General features: G+C 56.8%; 15 protein-coding genes and 1 riboswitch. Of the genes, 10 read left to right on the top strand and 5 right to left on the bottom strand.

Annotated features, from left to right (window positions below):
* The first annotated feature begins 131 nt into the window (after positions 1–131).
* Entirely contained in the window at positions 132–1,031 is a 900-nt protein-coding gene (metF, locus tag RT657_RS16430) for a methylenetetrahydrofolate reductase (RefSeq protein WP_313655736.1), read from the top strand.
* A gap of 82 nt (positions 1,032–1,113) precedes the next feature.
* Here the strand turns inward: metF and ppc are convergent, their stop codons facing one another.
* Both ppc and argE read right to left on the bottom strand, forming a co-directional pair.
* On the bottom strand, positions 1,114–3,765 hold the full coding sequence (ppc, locus tag RT657_RS16425) for a phosphoenolpyruvate carboxylase (RefSeq protein WP_313655734.1): 2,652 nt from the start codon (positions 3,763–3,765) through the stop codon (positions 1,114–1,116).
* Between the two features lie 352 nt (positions 3,766–4,117).
* Positions 4,118–5,266, bottom strand: a complete 1,149-nt coding sequence (gene argE, locus RT657_RS16420; RefSeq protein WP_313655733.1) for an acetylornithine deacetylase — start codon at positions 5,264–5,266, stop codon at positions 4,118–4,120.
* Positions 5,267–5,433: 167 nt separating this feature from the next.
* Between argE and argC the strand changes: the two genes are divergently transcribed.
* The 4 genes from argC to argH all read left to right on the top strand — a co-directional run bounded on the left by argC (position 5,434) and on the right by argH (position 9,935).
* Positions 5,434–6,438 carry an N-acetyl-gamma-glutamyl-phosphate reductase gene (gene argC / locus RT657_RS16415; protein ID WP_313655732.1) on the top strand — a complete coding sequence of 335 codons (1,005 nt, stop codon included), beginning with the start codon at positions 5,434–5,436 and terminating at the stop codon, positions 6,436–6,438.
* A 14-nt stretch (positions 6,439–6,452) separates the two neighbouring features.
* Complete coding sequence (gene argB, locus RT657_RS16410; protein ID WP_128086085.1) at positions 6,453–7,229, top strand: acetylglutamate kinase; 777 nt, start codon at positions 6,453–6,455, stop codon at positions 7,227–7,229.
* Between the two features lie 24 nt (positions 7,230–7,253).
* Positions 7,254–8,471 carry an argininosuccinate synthase gene (locus tag RT657_RS16405; protein WP_313655730.1) on the top strand — a complete coding sequence of 406 codons (1,218 nt, stop codon included), beginning with the start codon at positions 7,254–7,256 and terminating at the stop codon, positions 8,469–8,471.
* A 90-nt stretch (positions 8,472–8,561) separates the two neighbouring features.
* Positions 8,562–9,935 (top strand): argininosuccinate lyase, encoded by a 1,374-nt coding sequence (argH, locus tag RT657_RS16400; RefSeq protein WP_313655729.1) that lies wholly within the window; start codon positions 8,562–8,564, stop codon positions 9,933–9,935.
* A 117-nt stretch (positions 9,936–10,052) separates the two neighbouring features.
* Here argH and RT657_RS16395 read toward each other — a convergent pair whose 3' ends face one another.
* Entirely contained in the window at positions 10,053–10,787 is a 735-nt protein-coding gene (locus RT657_RS16395; protein ID WP_313655728.1) for a glutathione peroxidase, read from the bottom strand.
* A 124-nt stretch (positions 10,788–10,911) separates the two neighbouring features.
* Here RT657_RS16395 and oxyR point away from each other — a divergent pair, with 124 nt between their 5' ends.
* Positions 10,912–11,829, top strand: a complete 918-nt coding sequence (gene oxyR / locus RT657_RS16390) for a DNA-binding transcriptional regulator OxyR (RefSeq protein WP_128086089.1) — start codon at positions 10,912–10,914, stop codon at positions 11,827–11,829.
* Here the strand turns inward: oxyR and sthA are convergent.
* Positions 11,812–13,212 (bottom strand): Si-specific NAD(P)(+) transhydrogenase, encoded by a 1,401-nt coding sequence (gene sthA, locus RT657_RS16385; protein WP_013359450.1) that lies wholly within the window; start codon positions 13,210–13,212, stop codon positions 11,812–11,814. The genes oxyR and sthA overlap by 18 nt on opposite strands.
* A 192-nt stretch (positions 13,213–13,404) precedes the next feature.
* Here sthA and fabR point away from each other — a divergent pair, with 192 nt between their 5' ends.
* Both fabR and RT657_RS16375 read left to right on the top strand, forming a co-directional pair.
* Positions 13,405–14,052: an HTH-type transcriptional repressor FabR gene (gene fabR, locus RT657_RS16380; RefSeq protein ID WP_111140431.1), complete on the top strand. Its 648-nt coding sequence runs from the start codon at positions 13,405–13,407 to the stop codon at positions 14,050–14,052.
* 14 nt (positions 14,053–14,066) lie between these two features.
* Positions 14,067–14,417: a YijD family membrane protein gene (locus RT657_RS16375; protein ID WP_313655727.1), complete on the top strand. Its 351-nt coding sequence runs from the start codon at positions 14,067–14,069 to the stop codon at positions 14,415–14,417.
* A gap of 42 nt (positions 14,418–14,459) precedes the next feature.
* On the opposite strand, the gene trmA is transcribed toward RT657_RS16375, so the two are convergent.
* Positions 14,460–15,563, bottom strand: coding sequence for a tRNA (uridine(54)-C5)-methyltransferase TrmA (gene trmA, locus RT657_RS16370; protein ID WP_313655725.1), 1,104 nt, complete (start codon positions 15,561–15,563; stop codon positions 14,460–14,462).
* Positions 15,564–15,673: 110 nt separating this feature from the next.
* Positions 15,674–15,857: riboswitch (cobalamin riboswitch) on the top strand.
* A gap of 69 nt (positions 15,858–15,926) precedes the next feature.
* Here trmA and btuB point away from each other — a divergent pair.
* Together btuB and murI are read left to right on the top strand one after the other, a co-directional pair.
* Positions 15,927–17,807, top strand: coding sequence for a TonB-dependent vitamin B12 receptor BtuB (gene btuB / locus RT657_RS16365; protein WP_313655723.1), 1,881 nt, complete (start codon positions 15,927–15,929; stop codon positions 17,805–17,807).
* On the top strand, positions 17,752–18,603 hold the full coding sequence (murI, locus tag RT657_RS16360) for a glutamate racemase (protein WP_313655720.1): 852 nt from the start codon (positions 17,752–17,754) through the stop codon (positions 18,601–18,603). Before btuB ends, murI begins: the two co-directional genes overlap by 56 nt.
* Positions 18,604–18,889: the final 286 nt, after the last annotated feature.

Genomic DNA, 18,889 nt, shown 5'->3' with positions numbered 1-18,889 from the left:
TGGCTGAAAATTACTCACGTCTGTTGATTATTTTTAAGTTGACGGCATCCCGGGATTGCGTCATTTTGAACTTCCAGACGTCTGAACGTTTAGATGTTTGAAGGTCGCTTATTAATCGATGAGGGTGCAGGATGAGTTTCTTTCATGCGAATCAGCGCGAAGCGCTAAACCAGAGCCTGGCAGAGCTGAACGGGCAAATTAATGTCTCTTTCGAGTTCTTCCCGCCGCGTACCCACGAAATGGAAGAGACTCTGTGGAACTCCATCGATCGCCTGAGCAGCCTGAAGCCGAAATTCGTTTCGGTGACCTACGGTGCGAATTCCGGGGAGCGCGACCGCACCCACAGCATTATCAAAGGCATTAAAGATCGAACCGGTCTGGAGGCGGCGCCTCATCTGACCTGTGTCGATGCCACGCGTAAGGAGCTGTGCGCCATCGCTCAGGATTACTGGAACAACGGCATCCGTCATATTGTGGCGCTGCGCGGCGACCTGCCGCCCGGCAGCGGCAAACCAGCAATGTATGGCAGCGATCTGGTGTCGCTGCTGAAAGAGGTCGGTGAGTTTGATATCTCCGTCGCCGCCTATCCGGAAGTGCATCCCGAAGCAAAAAGCGCCCAGGCGGACCTGATCAACCTGAAGCGTAAAATTGAGGCGGGCGCCAGCCGGGCGATCACCCAGTTTTTCTTCGACGTGGAAAGCTACTTACGTTTTCGCGACCGCTGTGTGGCGACCGGGATTGATGCGGAAATCGTGCCGGGCATCCTGCCGGTCTCTAATTTCCGGCAGCTGCAACGTTTTGCCACGCTGACCAATGTACGTGTGCCAGGCTGGATGCATGCGATGTTTGCCGGGCTGGATAACGATCCGGAAACGCGCAAAATGGTGGGGGCTAATATCGCCATGGATATGGTGAAAATTCTGTCGCGCGAAGGGGTGAAAGATTTCCACTTCTATACGCTGAACCGGGCCGAGATGAGTTACGCCATCTGTCATACGCTGGGCGTCCGGCCTGCCGCGGCCGCGGCTTAATCGCGCCATGCACAGACAATAAAAAAGTCGGGCATGGCCCGACTTTTTTTATCACACCTCGCCGACTCTCGTCAGCGCCGGGTTAACCGGTGTTACGCATCCCGGCAGCTACACCGGCGATGGTGACCATCAGCGCCTGCTCCACGCGGGCATCCGGCTCTTCGCCCCGCGCTTCCTGGGCGCGTGAACGATGCAGCAGTTCCGCCTGCAGGACGTTAAGCGGGTCGGTATAGACGTTACGCAGCGCGATCGACTCGGCAATCCACGGCTGGTCAGCCATCAGATGTGAGTCGTTGGCGATGGTCAGCACCGCTTTGATATCCGCATCAAGCTGGTCGCGCAGCTGTTTGCCCAGCGGCCAGAGTGATTTATCCACCAGGCGCTGATCATAGTATTCCGCCAGCCACAGGTCCGCTTTCGAGAAGACCATCTCCAGCATTCCCAGACGGGTAGAGAAGAAGGGCCAGTCGCGGCACATCGCTTCCAGCTGATCCTGATGGCCTGCCGCCATCGCCTGCTGCAGGGCCGCACCGGCGCCCAGCCACGCGGGCAGCATCAGACGGTTCTGCGTCCAGGCGAAGATCCATGGGATGGCACGCAGCGACTCCACGCCGCCGGTTGGACGGCGCTTGGCCGGACGCGAGCCCAGCGGCAGTTTGCCCAGCTCCTGCTCAGGCGTGGCCGAACGGAAATAGGGCACGAAGTCAGCATTTTCACGCACGTAACCGCGATACATCGCACAGGAGTCAGCCGAGAGCTGATTCATGATGTCGCGCCATTCGCGTTTTGGCTCTGGCGGTGGCATCAGGTTCGCTTCCAGAATCGCACCCGTGTAGAGCGACAGGCTGGCGATGGTCACTTCAGGTAAACCGTACTTAAAGCGGATCATCTCGCCCTGTTCGGTCACACGCAGACCGCCACGCAGGCTGCCCGGCGGTTGCGACAGCAGTGCCGCATGCGCAGGCGCACCGCCACGGCCAATGCTGCCTCCGCGTCCGTGGAACAGCGTCAGGGAGATCCCGGCCTTCTCGCAGGTTTTGATCAGGGCGTCCTGCGCCTGATACTGCGCCCAGCTGGCGGCCATCACACCAGCATCTTTCGCCGAGTCAGAGTAGCCAATCATCACCATCTGTTTGCCCTGAATAAAGCCGCGATACCAGTCGATGCTCAGAAGCTGGCTCATGACATCGTTAGCATTGTTCAGGTCATCCAGCGTTTCGAAAAGCGGCGCTACCGGCATCGCATAGCCGATACCGGCTTCTTTCAGCAGCAGATGAACGGCCAGCACGTCAGACGGCGTTTTCGCCATCGAAATCACGTAGGCGGCGATAGAGCCCTGTGGCGCTTCAGCCGCGACGCGACAGGTTTCCAGCACTTCGCGCGTCTCATCGCTGGGTTCCCAGTTGCGGGGCAGCAGCGGCCGTTTGGAGTTCAGTTCACGGATCAGGAAAGCCTGTTTGTCCGCTTCGGACCAGCTCTCATAGTCGCCCAGGCCCAGATAGCGGGTCGCTTCCGCAATCGCTTCAGTGTGGCGGGTGCTCTCCTGGCGGAGATCGATACGTACCAGTGGCACGCCAAAACATTTCACACGACGCAGCGTATCGAGCAGCTGGCCGTTGGCGATGATGCCCATGCCGCACTTCTGCAGGGACTGGTAGATAGCGAACAGCGGGTCCCACAACTGGTCATTGGAGACCAGCAGATCGGCCGGACGCGGGAGCCGTTCCCCTTTCAGGCGATGCTCCAGGAACGACTGCGTGCTCATTAGCTGGCTGCGCATGCGCTTCAGGATCACACGATAAGGTTCCAGCGCCTCGGGATCGCCGCTGAGTTCGCGGATCTCTTCGCTGCACTCCGACATCGACAGCTCAGAGATCAGCACGCCGATGTCGCGCAGGAACAGATCAGTGGCTTTCCAGCGGCTCAGTTGCATGACGTGACGGGTAATTGACGCTGTGACATTCGGGTTGCCGTCGCGGTCGCCGCCCATCCAGGAGGTGAACTGAACCGGCACGAAATCGACCGGCAGCTTAATACCGAACGCCTCTTCGACCTGCTCGTTGAGCTCACGCAGGAAAGCAGGAACGCCTTCCCACAGGCTGTTTTCCACCACGGCGAAACCCCATTTCGCTTCGTCGATCGGGGTAGGGCGATATTTCCGGATCTCATCGGTGTGCCACGCCTGAGCAACCAGCTGGCGCAGACGGCGCATAATCTGATTACGTTCATAGTCTGAGACGTCGCTGTGGTCGAGCTGTTTCAGGCAGCTGTTGACCTCAACCAGTTTGTGGATCAGCGTGCGGCGGGTGATTTCGGTCGGGTGGGCAGTCAGCACCAGCTCCAGTGACAGCGACTCAATCGCCGCCAGGATGTCGCTTTCGCGAATATCTTTCTGCTGCTTCAGGGTATCAAACGTCTTTTTCAGCAGTTCAGGATGGTTCTCACCCTCGCCACTCTGCGAGATAGTCTGATACTGCTCTGCCACGTTGGTCAGATTAAGAAACTGGCTGAACGCGCGAGCCACTGGCAGAAGCTCTTCGTTGGAGAGGTTCTGCAGCGTATTGAGCAGTTCTTTACGATGAGTGTCATTGCCTGCGCGGGATGACTTGGAGAGCTTACGGATGGTTTCCACCTGGTCGAGGATGTTCTCGCCCAGTGCATCCTTAATCGTATCCCCGAGCAGTTTGCCGAGCATACTGACATTACTTCGCATTGCGGAATATTGTTCGTTCATTGGACCCTGACACCCTTATCGTCTTGAAAAACTTCTACACCCGACCTTTCAGGCAGCCGAAAATCAGCAACGTGGTTTTCCCGGTACGCTGAGAGGAACCGGCGCCGTTGCCGCCTGCCCGCTTTCTGAAATGTTCTGGATAATCACCCGGTGGGCATAACATCGTCTTTTATCTAGCCACGTAATGTTGCATTCGTCAAATGAGATAAAGTGCGGCGAAGTAGCGGCTAAATAACGGGAATTATTAGTATTTATTGGGAGTAAAGCGGGATAAGTTATTCTTATTGTTAAATCCCGCAGAATGAGGGGGCATTTTGCTGTTATTGCAGTGAAATGCCCCATCTGATGTTAATCAGTGACAAAAATGCTGCACAACCTGACTGATAAGCGCCCGCGTCGGCTTAATAAATGCCGTATCGATAAACTCGTCAGGCTGATGCGCCTGGTTGATCGAACCCGGCCCCAGTACCAGCGTCGGACAGAGTTGCTGAATAAACGGCGCTTCGGTGCAGTAGTTGACGATTTCGGTAGGTGTGCCCAGCAGTTTCTCGACCACAGTGACCAGCTCATGATTTGCCGGACACTCATAGCCCGGAATCGGCGGATGCAGCTCAGCCACGGTGACACGACCTGGCCAGCGGGCGCTGACCGGGGCCAGCGCCTCATTCAGTAATCCGTCGAGATCGCTCAGCGACAGGCCTGGCAGCGGACGGATATCCATGTGCAGCTCACAGCAGGCGCAGATACGGTTTGCCGCATCCCCGCCATGAATATGACCGAAATTCATGGTGGGGTAGGGAATGGCAAAGCCATCGTGGTGATAGCGTTCCTGCAGCGTTGTGCGGAGCTGCATCAGATGGGTGATCGACTCATGCATCAGCTCGATGGCATTAACGCCACGTGCCGGATCGCTGGAGTGGCCCGATTTGCCTTCGATACGGATCACGTTCGACAGATGGCCTTTGTGCGCGCGAACCGGTTTAAGCGAGGTCGGCTCGCCGATGATCGCGCAGTCGGGACGCAGCTGCGTCGATTCAGAAAAATATTTGGCCCCGGCCATGGTGGTCTCTTCATCCGCCGTGGCGAGAATATAGAGCGGCTTACTCAGGGTGCTGACATCCACATCGCGCAGCGTATCGAGAATAAAGGCGAAGAACCCTTTCATGTCTGCCGTGCCCAGACCGTAGAGCTTGTTGTCATGTTCGGTCAGGGTAAAGGGATCGCGTGTCCAGCGGCCATCATCAAAAGGCACGGTGTCGGTATGACCGGCCAGCAGCAGGCCGCCCGCGCCGCTGCCCGTGCGCGCCAGCATGTTAAATTTATTGCGCGTTCCCGGCACCGGCTGCACTTCAACGCTGAAGCCGAGGTCGCGGAACCAGCCTGCCAGCAAATTGATTAAAGTTTCATTACTCTGATCCAGTGCGGCATCGGTTGCGCTGATTGACGGTGTGGCGATTAACTGGCTGTACAGTTCAATAAAAGGCGGTAATTTTGTCTTCACTGTTGGCGGTCCTTGGGTTAGGATGTATCCATATTCATGCAGTAATAGTGAATAAAAATACATTAACGTCCTCTGCAGGGGAACCTTAAATCGCTGCAGGTGACAGGGTGGGTAACGGGGCAAGGCCGCGACCCGGAACGTGCGACTGTAAAAAGGGTTACAGCCTGATGTTGAATACGCTGATCGTTGGTGCCAGTGGTTACGCTGGTGTTGAGCTTGCCACCTTCCTGAATCGTCATCCACATATCAACATAACCGCTTTGGCGGTTTCCGCGCAAAGCCCTGATGCCGGTAAGCGCCTGTCCGACCTTCATCCGCAGCTGAAAGGCGTGGTGGATCTCCCGCTGCAGCCGCTCGGCAGCGCGGCGGAGTGGGCTGACAAAGTGGATGTGGTATTCCTGGCGACTGCCCATGAAGTCAGCCACGACCTGGCCCCGGAATTTCTGAAAGCCGGTTGTGTGGTCTTTGACCTGTCGGGCGCGTTCCGTGTCAACGACGCCGATTTCTACACCCGCTTCTATGGCTTCACCCACCAGCATGGCGAGTGGCTGGATAAGGCTGTTTACGGTCTGGCGGAATATCAGCACGCGAAGATTCAGCAGGCGCAGCTGGTAGCCGTGCCTGGCTGCTACCCGACCGCCGCTCAGCTGGCACTGAAACCACTGGTGGAGGCCGGGCTGTTAAACGATGCGCAGTGGCCGGTTATCAACGCGACCAGTGGCGTAAGCGGCGCCGGACGTAAAGCCAATGTCGGCACCAGCTTCTGCGAAGTCAGCCTGCAGCCTTACGGCCTGTTCAATCATCGTCATCATCCGGAAATTGTCGCACACCTCGGCACACCCGTGATCTTCACGCCGCATCTGGGGAGCTTCCCGCGCGGTATTCTGGCGACCATTACCTGCCGTCTGAAAGCGGGCGTCAGCCGTGAGGATGTCGCCGCTGTATTCCAGCGCGCCTATGATGATAAACCGCTGGTGCGGCTCTATGAGCAGGGCGTCCCGGCGCTGAAAGCCGTGGTGGGCCAGCCCTACTGCGATATCGGTTTTGAGATGCAGGACGAGCATCTGATTGTGGTAGCCGCCGAAGATAATCTGCTGAAAGGCGCGGCATCGCAGGCGGTACAGTGCCTGAACATCCGGTTCGGCTTCCCTGAAACGCAGTCACTGATTTAACGGATAACTAAACCATGACTAATCCATTGATTATCAAGCTGGGCGGTGTGCTGTTAGACAGCGAAGAAGCGCTGGCCCGCCTGTTTGACGCGCTGCTGACCTGGCGCAGCGCCCATCAGCGTCCGCTGATCATTGTCCACGGTGGCGGTTGCCTGGTGGACGAGCTGATGAAAAAGCTGGCGCTGCCGGTGATGAAGAAAAACGGCCTGCGCGTGACCCCTGCTGACCAGATCGACATTATTACCGGTGCCCTGGCGGGAACCGCCAACAAAACGCTGCTGGCCTGGGCCAAAAAATCGGGTATCCGCGCGGTCGGCCTTTGCCTGGGTGATGCGGGCATCGTCAATGTTACCCCGTTTGACGAAGAGCTTGGTCATGTCGGCCATGCGATGCCGGGCGATCCGGCCCTGCTGAACACCCTGCTGGCGGCCGGTTATCTGCCGGTAGTCAGCTCAATCGGTATTACAGACAGCGGTGAACTGATGAACGTCAACGCGGACCAGGCGGCGACCGCACTCGCCTCGACGCTGGGCGCGGATTTGGTTCTGCTGTCTGACGTCAGTGGTATTCTCGACGGTAAAGGCCAGCGCATCGAAGAGATGACGGCCGATAAAGCTGAACAGCTGATTACCCAGGGCATCATCACCGATGGCATGATTGTGAAGGTACACGCTGCGCTGGATGCGGCACGTACCCTGGGCCGTCCGGTGGATATTGCCAGCTGGCGTCACGCTGAGCGGCTGCCTGACCTGTTTAACGGCGTGTCGATTGGCACCCGGATTCTCGCTTAACGACTCTGATTCAAGGATTACGAAATGCAAACGCAAAACATCAAAAAAATCGTTCTGGCTTACTCCGGCGGTCTGGATACGTCAGCCATCATTCCTTGGCTGAAAGAGAACTACGGCGGCTGTGAAGTGGTCGCTTTTGTCGCGGATATTGGTCAGGAGCGCAGCGATCTGGAAGGTGTGGAGAAGAAAGCCCTGCAGTCTGGCGCCTCTGAGTGCCACGTGGTTGACCTGCGTGAAGAGTTCATCAGCGACTATGTCTATCCGGTGCTGCAGACCGGTGCCCTGTACGAAGGCACCTACCTGCTGGGTACCTCAATGGCGCGTCCTATCATCGCGAAAGCGCAGGTTGAGCTGGCGCTGAAAGTGGGTGCCGATGCGCTGTGCCATGGCGCAACCGGTAAAGGGAATGACCAGGTGCGTTTCGAAACCACCTACACCGCGCTGGCTCCGCAGCTGAAAGTGGTGGCACCGTGGCGTGAGTGGAACCTGCGTTCACGCGAAGCCCTGCTGGACTACCTGAAAGAGCGCAACATCCCGACCACCGCGTCACTGGAAAAAATCTACAGCCGTGACGAAAACGCGTGGCATATCTCCACCGAAGGCGGCGTGCTGGAAAGCCCGGCCAATGCCCCGAATAAAGATTGCTGGGTCTGGACGGTCGATCCGCTGGACGCGCCCGATCAGCCTGAAGAGGTGACCGTGACCGTGGAGAAAGGCCGGGTTGTCGCCGTTAACGGCGAAAAAATGAGTCCGTTCCAGTGTCTGGAAAAACTCAACGCGCTCGGCGCGAAGCATGGCGTGGGCCGTATCGATATCGTGGAAAACCGTCTGGTCGGCATCAAATCGCGCGGCTGCTATGAAACGCCTGGCGGCACCATCATGGTCAACGCCCTGCGTGCGGTAGAGCAGCTGGTTCTGGATCGCGACAGCTTCAAATGGCGTGAGCAGCTGGGCCACGAAATGTCTTACGTCGTCTATGACGGCCGCTGGTTCGCGCCGCTGCGTAAGTCGATTCAGGCAGCTGCCGAATCGCTGGCGGAAGAGGTGAACGGTGAAGTGGTGCTGCAGCTCTTCAAAGGCCACGCCACCGCCACCCAGAAGCGTTCTGCGAACAGCCTCTATTCAGAAGAGTTCGCGACCTTTGGCGAAGATGAAGTTTACGATCACCGTCATGCGGGTGGCTTCATCCGTCTGTTCTCACTCTCGTCGCGCATCCGTGCCCTGAACGAGCAGAAGAAGTAATTTTCGGGCGGGGTACGCCCCGCCTCACAGTTTCACTTCAGGGGCGGCATTTATGCCGCCTCTTGTTTAACGATTCAGAGGAGTTTTCACATGGCACTTTGGGGTGGACGGTTTACTCAGGCAGCGGATCAACGTTTCAAACAGTTCAACGACTCGCTGCGCTTCGATTACCGCCTGGCAGAGCAGGACATTATTGGCTCTGTTGCCTGGTCCAAAGCGCTGGTGACGGTGAATGTCCTGACTCAGGATGAGCAGCAGCAGCTGGAAGCAGCCCTGAATACGTTACTGCAGGATGTGCGTGAAAATCCTGAACAGATTCTGCAGAGCGATGCCGAAGATATTCACAGCTGGGTGGAAGGGCAGCTGATCGATAAAGTCGGCGCGCTGGGCAAAAAACTGCACACCGGCCGTAGCCGTAACGATCAGGTCGCAACCGATCTGAAGCTCTGGTGCAAGATGCAGATTGAGGCGCTGCTGGGCGCAACACGCGATCTGCAGCAGGCGCTGGTGGTGACTGCGGAAGCCAACCAGGATGCAGTGATGCCGGGCTATACCCACCTGCAGCGTGCTCAGCCGGTGACGTTTGCGCACTGGTGTCTCGCCTATGTTGAAATGCTGGCACGTGATGAGAGCCGTCTGCAGGATACGCTGAAGCGGCTGGATGTCAGCCCGCTGGGCTGCGGGGCACTGGCCGGTACTGCTTACGAGATCGACCGTCAGCAGCTGGCAGGCTGGCTGGGCTTTGCGTCCGCCACACGCAACAGTCTGGACACCGTCTCAGACCGCGATCACGTGCTGGAGCTGCTCTCCGATGCCGCGATCGGCATGGTGCATCTGTCGCGCTTTGCCGAAGATATGATTTTCTTCAATACCGGTGAAGCGGGCTTTATTGAGCTGTCAGATAAAGTGACCTCCGGCTCCTCACTGATGCCGCAGAAGAAAAACCCGGATGCGCTGGAACTGATTCGCGGCAAGTGTGGCCGTGTGCAGGGCGCCCTGACCGGCATGATGATGACGCTGAAGGGTCTGCCGCTGGCGTATAACAAAGATATGCAGGAAGACAAAGAGGGGCTGTTCGACGCGCTCGACACCTGGCTCGACTGTCTTCACATGTCGGTGCTGGTGCTGGATGGCCTGCAGGTTAAACGTCCGCGCTGCCAGGAAGCCGCCGAACAGGGCTACGCAAACTCTACGGAGCTGGCGGACTATCTGGTTGCCAAAGGCGTACCGTTCCGTGAAGCACACCATATCGTCGGCGAAGTGGTTGTGGCCGCCATTGGTGAGGGTGTGGCGCTGGAAGCACTGCCGCTGGCGACGCTGCAGCACTACAGCACGGTAATTGGTGAGGATGTCTATCCGATTCTGGCGCTGCAATCCTGTCTGGATAAACGTAATGCTCAGGGCGGTGTCTCTCCGCAGCAGGTTGCCCGTGCCATCAATGACGCAAAACAGCGTCTGGCGTAATCCGCAGATAAAAAAAAGCGGGCATGTCAGATGCCCGCCAACCTCTAGCTTCAGAACTACTATTTTTTATAGGCACATCATCAGAGCGCCAGCTCTCCCGGCTGACCCTCAGATTTTTTACGCTGACAGCAAGTAGTGCTGCAGATCGTCACTTCCGCCAATGTGACGCCCACCGATAAAGATTTGCGGCACCGTGGCGCGGCCGGTTACGGCACGCAGACTGACCGTTGTCGCATCCTGGCCCAGTACAATCTCTTCGTACTGAATCCCCTGATCGACCAGCATCTGTTTTGCCTGAATGCAGAAGGTGCAGCCAGGTTTGGTAAAGATAGCGACGGACTCCTGGGCCTTACAGGCCGGATCCAGATAGCGCAGCATCGTGTCCGCATCAGACACTTCAAACGGATCGCCAGGCTGATTCGGTTCCACAAACATTTTCTCTACCACGCCGTTACGCACCAGCATGGAGTAACGCCATGAACGGGGACCAAAGCCGAGGTCTGCTTTCTCCACCAGCATCTCCATTCCGCGGGTAAACTCGCCGTTGCCGTCAGGGATGAAGGTGATGTTGTCGGCGCGCTGCTCCGCTTTCCAGGCGTTCATCACAAAGGTGTCATTTACCGAGACGCACAGGATGCTGTCCACGCCCAGGCGGGTAAACTGTCCCGCTAATTCGTTGTAACGCGGCAGATGCGTGGAGGAGCAGGTGGGTGTAAACGCCCCCGGCAGTGAAAACACGATAACCGTTTTATCTTTAAACAGCGCGTCGGTGGTAACATCGACCCAGCGGTCGCCCTGGCGTGTGTGAAAAGTCACTAATGGGACAGCTTTTCCTTCCTGACCTGCAAACATCTATTGCTCCTGATCAACTGCGTTCCGTTTGATGCGCGCATTATTCCCAACCACCCTTGATAGGGCCAATCGTTCATTGCTATTCTATCTATCGCCACGGGCTATCGTGGTCTGGAGGGTAATAATGAATATCCGTGATCTTGAATATCTGGTTTCGCTTGCTGAACACCGCCACTTTCGTCGTGCTGCGGATGCCTGTCATGTCAGTCAGCCCACATTAAGCGGGCAGATCCGTAAGCTGGAAGATGAGCTGGGCGTAATGCTGCTGGAGCGCACCAGTCGTAAAGTGCTATTCACCCAGGCGGGTCTGCTGCTGGTGGATCAGGCACGGACGGTGCTGCGGGAAGTGAAGGTGCTGAAAGAGATGGCCAGTCAGCAAGGGGAGGCGATGTCCGGGCCGCTGCATATCGGTCTGATCCCGACGACCGCGCCCTACCTGCTGCCACAGATTATCCCTACGCTGCACCAGACGTTCCCGAAACTGGAGATGTATCTGCACGAAGCGCAGACGCTGCAGCTGCTGGCGCAACTCGACAGCGGCAAGCTGGACTGCGCCATTGTCGCGCTGGTCAAAGAGAGCGAGGCTTTTATTGAAGTGCCGCTGTTTGACGAGCCGATGAAGCTGGCCGTCTATGCCGATCACCCGTGGTGTGATCGCGACCGGGTGCCGATGTCCGATCTGGCCGGTGAAAAACTGCTGATGCTGGAGGATGGCCACTGTCTGCGCGATCAGGCGATGGGCTTCTGCTTCGAGGCGGGAGCGGATGAAGATACCCATTTCCGCGCAACCAGTCTTGAGACACTGCGCAATATGGTGGCGGCGGGCAGTGGCATCACGCTGTTACCGGCGCTGGCCGTTCCGCCGGAGCGCATCCGGGATGGCGTCTGCTATCTTCCCTGCTACAAGCCGGTGCCTAAGCGGACGATCGCGCTGGTTTACCGTCCGGGTTCCCCTCTGCGCAGCCGTTATGAACAGCTGGCAGAGGCGATCAAAACCCACATGGAGCACTATTTCGACGCGACCTTAAAACAGGCGGTTTAAGCCGTTTAACGCGGCGACGCGATAGGCTTCGGCCATAGTCGGATAGTTAAAGGTGGTATTCACGAAATACTCAATCGTGTTGCCACCATTTTTCTGCTCCATGATCGCCTGACCAATGTGAATAATCTCAGCGGCACGTTCGCCAAAGCAGTGGATCCCCAGAATCTCTTTGGTTTCACGATGGAAAAGAATCTTCAGGCTGCCGACGTTCATCCCCACGATCTGCGCGCGCGCCAGATGCTTAAACTGCGCGCGGCCCACTTCATAAGGCACCTTCATCGCCGTCAGCTGCTGCTCGGTTTTCCCCACAGAGCTGATTTCCGGAATGGTATAAATCCCGGTCGGGATATCTTCGATCAGGTGCGCTGATGCTTCTCCTTTGATGATCGCCTGCGCGGCAATGCGTCCCTGGTCGTAGGCGGCAGACGCCAGGCTCGGGTAGCCAATTACGTCACCCACGGCGTAAATGTGCGGCTGCGCGGTCTGATACATGCTGTTCACTTTCAGCAGGCCACGGCCATCGGCTTCCAGACCGACATTTTCCAGCGACAGTGAGTCTGTGTTACCGGTACGGCCATTGGCGTACAGCAGGCAGTCCGCCTTCACCTTTTTGCCCGACTTCAGGTGCATGATTACGCCATCTTCCACCCCTTCGATCTTCTCGAACTCTTCGTTGTGACGAATCACCACACCGCTGTTCCAGAAGTGGTAGGAGAGCGAGTCAGACATCTCCTGATCCAGGAACGCCAGCAGGCGGTCACGGGTATTGATTAGATCAACTTTGACGTTCAGGCCACGGAAAATCGACGCATACTCACAGCCAATCACGCCCGCGCCATAAATAATGACGTGGCCGGGTTCGTGGTGCAGATTAAGAATTGAGTCAGAGTCGTAAACGCGCGGATGGGTGAAGTCGACATCATCAGGATGATAGGGACGTGAGCCACAGGCGATAACAAACTTCTCTGCCGTCAGCGTTTCGCGGGTGCCATCCGGCTGCTCAATCTCGATGGTATTGGCATCCACGAAATGCGCATCGCCCTGATAAAGCTCGCAGCGGTTGCGTTCATAAAAGCCCTGGCGCATCGCTGTCTGCTGGCTGATCACGTTTTCCGTATGGTTAAGGATGTCGGCAAAGGAGGAGCGAAGCAGACGGGTGTGGTCGCTGTAGAGCGGGTTCTGGTTGAATTCGATAATGCGGCTGACGGCGTGGCGAAGGGCTTTGGAGGGGATGGTGCCCCAGTGCGTACAACCACCACCGATGTTGTGGTAGCGTTCGATGACGGCGATGCGCGCTCCCTGTTTTACCAGCCCCATCGCCGCACCTTCACCGCCGGGCCCTGAGCCAATCACAATGGCATCGTAATCGTAAGACTTTTGCATACCGATACGTCCTATTATTTATACATTTTTACAACGAGATTCTAACATCTCATCGCGCACTTCTGAATTCTATCAGCGATTTTCATCACAGTTTGGCAAAGAGTGAGGTTCACAGGCGGTCACAAAGATTGCCACTCTGTACGCTGAAAATTTTGATATAGTGACCCCCTAACACCGCTAAAGGCAGAGAGAATGGGCGTCAGAGCGCAACAGAAAGAACGTACACGACGTACACTGATTGAAGCCGCTTTCAGTCAGCTCAGCGCCGAACGCAGTTTTGCCAGTCTGAGTCTGCGGGAGGTTGCCCGCGAAGCCGGCATCGCACCGACCTCGTTCTACCGTCACTTCAAGGATGTTGACGAACTCGGCCTGACGATGGTGGATGAAAGCGGGCTGATGCTGCGCCAGCTGATGCGCCAGGCGCGCCAGCGTATCGCCAAAGGCGGCAGCATCATCAAAACGTCGGTAGCGACCTTTATGGAGTTTATCGGCAACAACCCCAACGCTTTCCGTCTGTTGCTGCGCGAACGTTCCGGCACCTCTGCCGCGTTTCGTGCCGCGGTGGCGCGTGAAATTCAGCATTTTATCGCTGAACTGGCGGATTATCTTGAGGTCGAAAATCGCATGCCGCGCAGTTTCACCGAAGCGCAGGCTGAAGCGATGGTGACGATAGTTTTCAGCGCCGGTGCAGAAGCACTCGACGTTGATACGGAGCAGCGACGTAAGCTTGAGGATCGGCTGGTGCTACAGCTGCGCATGATCGCCAAAGGCGCCTATTACTGGTACCGCCGTGAGCAGGAGCGGCTGGCGGTTACCCTGGAAAAACCCGAAGAACAATGAGTAAGGATCCGTCCATGACCCACCCAGGCATTCGCGATAAAAGCACGCTGGCACTGGCTTTTATTACCGGCTTAGCGATTAACGGCTCGTTTTCGGTGCTGTTCAGCGCCTTTGTTCCCTTTTCGATTTTTCCGCTGATTTCACTGGGCCTGGCGGCATGGTGTCTGCATCAGCGTTATCTCAACACCAATATGCCGGACGGTATGCCAGGCCTGGCAGCCGCTTTTTTCCTGCTGGGCATTCTGGTCTATAGCGCGCTGGTGCGGGCAGAGTATCCGGATATCGGATCGAACTTCGTGCCGACCGTGCTGATGGTGGCGCTGGTGTTCTGGATTGCGGCGCGGTTTAAACGCAAGCGTCACTAAGCGTGATAACAAAAACGGGAACCGCAGGGTTCCCGTTTTTATTTATGCTTTTCGCGTCAGCAACACGCCGCATTCCATGTGGTGGGTGTAGGGGAACTGATCGAACAGCGCCAGCCGTGCCACGTCGTGTGTGTCTGCCAGCGTCTGCAGATTGTCGCTCAGGGTCTGTGGGTTGCAGGAGATATAAAGGATGCGCGGGTACGCCTGCACCATCTTCACCGTCTCTTCGTCCAGTCCGCTGCGCGGCGGGTCAACGAAAATCGTTTCGCAGTCGTAGCTGCTCAGGTCAACGCCTTCCAGACGATTGAAGCTGCGCACGCCATTCATCGCCTGCGTAAACTCTTCCGCCGCCATACGAATGATCTGCACGTTATCGATCTGGTTAACCGCAATATTGTACTGGGCTGACGCGACGGACGGCTTCGCAATCTCTGTAGCCAGTACGCGGCGGAAATTGCGTGCCAGCGCCAGCGAGAAGTTGCCATTGCCACAGTAGAGTTCCAGCAGGTCGCCCTGTGAATCCCGCGTCACATCCAGCGCCCACTCCAGCATCTGAATATTCATCGCCGCGTTGGGCTGGGTAAAACTGTTTTCGACCTGACGATAGATGATCTCGCGGCCCGCCACCGGCAGACACTCATCCACGTAGTCGCGATCCAGACAGATTTTAGTTTTGGTCGCACGACCAATCAGCTGGACATCCAGCCCTTCCGCGCGTAACCCATCACGCAGCGCCGCGGCGGCCTGCTGCCACTCATCATCCAGCTTGCGGTGATAGAGCAGCGAAATCACAATCTGATTGCTCAGGGTGGAAAGATAGTCGATCTGAAACAGTTTATGACGCAGGATGCGGTTATCGCGGATCGCGGCGATCATCTTCGGCATCAGCTGATTAATCAGCTGGCTGGCCGCCGGGAACTGATCAACACGGATCCGCTCGCGCGTCTGCTGATCAAAGATGATGTGATAGATGTCATCGCCGTCATGCCACAGGCGAAATTCGGCGCGCATCCGATAGTGGCTGACCGGTGAACGGAACACCTCCACGTCGGGCGCCGCAAATGGCGTCATCATCGTCTCTAAACGACTGACTTTTTCCGCCAGCTGGGCGTCATACTCTTCAATGGGGAGATGTTCGGGTGTCATGAGCAGTCCTGATTAATAGCTTACCAGCGGGCGATTGTAGGCATTCACTTGCTGATGTCCAGTCCTGCAGCGAGAAGATATCGGGCTATCTGGACTTCCCTGTTCCCACTCCGTAGACTGCTGAAGCCGGCCTCATGCCCGAGTTAATAGGGAATCCAGTGTAAATCTGGAGCTGACGCGCAGCGGTAAGGAATGTCGTGATGTGTGCAAGTGCAGACACTGTCCTGCGGGATGGGAAGTCATCATCACTTATGGTTCCCAGCCCGAAGACCTGCCGGTGTAACGTCGCTACTCGTACAATCATCGCGTGCTATCGATTGTCGGCCTGCGGCATCCTGCAAAGTCTTATGGATGCTTTCATAAATGATAAAAAAAATGCTTTCGCTGTGCGCTCTGAGCGCTACGGCGATTTCTCTCTGGGCGCAAAACGGTTATGCGCAGGCGAATGACGAAACGCAAATCGTCACCGCTAACCGCTTTGCTGAACCTGTTTCGGGCGTGCTGGCGCCTGCAACCATCGTTACGCGTGATGAGATCGATCGCTGGCAGGCTAAAAGCCTGACCGATGTCATGCGCCGCCTGCCGGGTGTCGATGTGGCGCAGAATGGTGGCCTGGGTCAGCAGAGTTCTCTGTTCATCCGCGGCACCGAATCCCGGCATGTGCTGATCCTGATTGATGGCATCCGGCTTAATCAGGCGGGCATCAGTGGTTCGTCTGACCTCAGCCAGATTCCCCTGTCACTGGTTCAGCGCATCGAATATGTCCGCGGCGCACGTTCGGCGGTTTACGGTTCTGATGCGATTGGCGGCGTCGTCAATATCATCACCGGTCGCGCGCAGCCGGGCACTACGCTAACGGCGGGCGCAGGCTCCCGGGGTTATCAATCTTACGATGGATCTACTCAGCAGACGCTGGGCGATGCGACCACGCTGACGCTGGCAGGCAACTACACCTATACCCGAGGGTATGATGTGGTGGCAGGATACCCGAACAGCTATGGCCCGGCCCAGCACGATCGCGACGGCTTCATGAGCAAAACGCTCTATGGCAACCTGGCGCATCAGTTCAGCGATGAGCTGAGCGGTTTTGTGCGCAGCTATGGGTTTGATAACCGCACCGCCTACGATGGTTCTTACCGTTACGATGAAAGCTTTACGAATATCATCGGGCTGGCAGATACCCGTCAGCTCTATAGCCAGACCTGGGACACCGGGTTACGCTTCAACCGTGACTTTTACTCAACCCAGCTTATCGCCAGTTATGGCCATACCAAAGACATCAACTACGACCCGCGAAATGGTCGCTACGGCGCGGCATCCACGTTTGATGATGTGACCCAGTACAACCTGCAGTGGGGTAACACCGTGCAGGTGGGGCAGGGGGCGATCAGCGCCGGTGTCGACTGGCAGAAAGAGACGACCGAGCCGGGCACTAACTATCTGTCCAGCGGTTATGCGCAGCGCAACACCGGTCTCTACCTGACCGGCCAGCAGCAGGTGGGCAGCGTCACGCTGGAAGGGGCTGTTCGCAGTGACGACAACAACCAGTTCGGCTGGCATAACACCTGGCAGACGGCGGCGTCATGGGAATTTATTTCCAGCTACCGCCTCTTTGCGTCTTATGGCACGGCATTCAAAGCACCCAACCTGTCGCAGGTTTACAGCCCGCTTTATGGCAATCGTGACCTCGAGCCGGAAAAAAGTAAGCAGTGGGAAGGTGGGGTTGAAGGGCTGAGCGGGCCGGTGAACTGGCGCGTATCAGGCTATCGCAATGACATCGATAACCTGATTGATAGCGATCCGCAGACCTTCCGCTACTACAACACTAAGCAGGCGCGTATTAAGGGTGTTGAAGCGACCGCCGGATTCGACACCGGTCCGCTGACGCATCAGCTTTCGTACGATTATGTTGATGCGCGGGATGGCACCACCGACCAGCCGCTCCTTCGCCGGGCTAAACAGCAGGTGAAGTATCAGCTCGATTGGACGCTGTATACGTTTGACTGGTCCGTGACGTATCACTATCTGGGCGACCGTTATGACACTGACTTCAACAGCACGCCCAGCCGTCGCGTGAAATCAGGCGGCGTCAGCCTTTGGGATCTTGCGGTCTCATATCCTGTCACTTCACAACTCACGGTTCGTGGTAGAATTGCCAACCTGTTCGATAAAGATTACGAGACAGCGTATGGCTATCAGACTCCAGGACGAGAGTATTACCTCAGCGGCAGCTACACCTTCTGATTTACGCCCCACGGTGCTGGTGTTTGACTCCGGCGTCGGCGGGCTTTCTGTCTATGATGAGGTCCGGCAGCTCCTGCCGAACCTTCATTATCTTTACGCTTTCGACAACGCTGGCTTCCCTTATGGGGAGAAAAGCGAAACCTTTATTGTCGAGCGGGTAGTGGCCATCGTTGAGGCGATTACTCAGCGCTGTCCGCTCTCGCTCGTCATTATCGCCTGTAATACGGCCAGCACGGTTTCACTGCCCGCGCTGCGGGAACGCTTTGCATTTCCTGTGGTGGGCGTGGTGCCCGCGATTAAACCGGCTGCGCGGCTGACGCGAAATGGCGTGGTGGGTTTACTGGCCACACGGGCGACAGTGCGTCGTCCTTATACCCATGAGCTGGTGGCGCAGTTTGCCGGTTCCTGTCACATCGAGATGCTGGGATCGGCAGAGCTGGTGGAGCTGGCCGAAGCTAAGCTCCACGGCGCGCAGGTTGCACTGGAAGAAGTACGCCGCATTGTTCAGCCGTGGCTGCGAATGGCTGAGCCACCGGATACGGTCGTTTTAGGCTGTACGCACTTTCCTTTATTGCGTGAAGAGCTGCAGCAGGTGCTACCGGAAGGCACGCGTCTGATCGATTCCGGTGCGGCGATAGCACGACGCACGGCCTGGTTGCTGGAGCATGAAGCGCCTGAGGTGCACTCATCACAGCAGAACGTCGCTTTTTGTACGGCGCTGGATGGCGAAGCCGTACAATTATCACCCGTTTTGCAGCGTTATGGCTTCCCGTTGCTGGAAAAACTGGCGCTTTAGCGGCTTTTCGCTGAAAAAAACAGCACTCAGAATTTTATTTGAAATTAGCGCTTGTCAGCCTCCGAGAACTCCCTATAATGCGCCTCCACTGACACGGCACAACGGCTTACGAAGCGCCGGGTTGAGTAGGTTCGAAATCATACGAACCAGTGAGTTAAGCGAAAAATAAATGCTTGACTGACAATGCGGAAAGCGTAATATACGCAGCCCGCGCCGCAGTAAATCGCGGCATGCTCTTTAACAATTTATCAGACAATCTGTGTGGGCACTCGCAGGATTGATATCC

The organism is Pantoea sp. (assembly GCF_032114055.1).
GTDB lineage: Bacteria > Pseudomonadota > Gammaproteobacteria > Enterobacterales > Enterobacteriaceae > Pantoea.
This window is presented reverse-complemented; position numbering and strand designations above follow the sequence as displayed.

Excerpts from the sequence above, each read along its gene's own strand:
- metF (WP_313655736.1), top strand. The coding sequence starts at position 132 with ATGAGTTTCTTTCATGCGAATCAGCGCGAAGCGCTAAACCAGAGCCTG.
- ppc (WP_313655734.1), bottom strand. The coding sequence starts at position 3,765 with ATGAACGAACAATATTCCGCAATGCGAAGTAATGTCAGTATGCTCGGC.
- argC (WP_313655732.1), top strand. The coding sequence starts at position 5,434 with ATGTTGAATACGCTGATCGTTGGTGCCAGTGGTTACGCTGGTGTTGAG.
- argB (WP_128086085.1), top strand. The coding sequence starts at position 6,453 with ATGACTAATCCATTGATTATCAAGCTGGGCGGTGTGCTGTTAGACAGC.
- RT657_RS16405 (WP_313655730.1), top strand. The coding sequence starts at position 7,254 with ATGCAAACGCAAAACATCAAAAAAATCGTTCTGGCTTACTCCGGCGGT.
- argH (WP_313655729.1), top strand. The coding sequence starts at position 8,562 with ATGGCACTTTGGGGTGGACGGTTTACTCAGGCAGCGGATCAACGTTTC.
- RT657_RS16395 (WP_313655728.1), bottom strand. The coding sequence starts at position 10,787 with ATGTTTGCAGGTCAGGAAGGAAAAGCTGTCCCATTAGTGACTTTTCAC.
- oxyR (WP_128086089.1), top strand. The coding sequence starts at position 10,912 with ATGAATATCCGTGATCTTGAATATCTGGTTTCGCTTGCTGAACACCGC.
- sthA (WP_013359450.1), bottom strand. The coding sequence starts at position 13,212 with ATGCAAAAGTCTTACGATTACGATGCCATTGTGATTGGCTCAGGGCCC.
- fabR (WP_111140431.1), top strand. The coding sequence starts at position 13,405 with ATGGGCGTCAGAGCGCAACAGAAAGAACGTACACGACGTACACTGATT.
- RT657_RS16375 (WP_313655727.1), top strand. The coding sequence starts at position 14,067 with ATGACCCACCCAGGCATTCGCGATAAAAGCACGCTGGCACTGGCTTTT.
- trmA (WP_313655725.1), bottom strand. The coding sequence starts at position 15,563 with ATGACACCCGAACATCTCCCCATTGAAGAGTATGACGCCCAGCTGGCG.
- btuB (WP_313655723.1), top strand. The coding sequence starts at position 15,927 with ATGATAAAAAAAATGCTTTCGCTGTGCGCTCTGAGCGCTACGGCGATT.
- murI (WP_313655720.1), top strand. The coding sequence starts at position 17,752 with ATGGCTATCAGACTCCAGGACGAGAGTATTACCTCAGCGGCAGCTACA.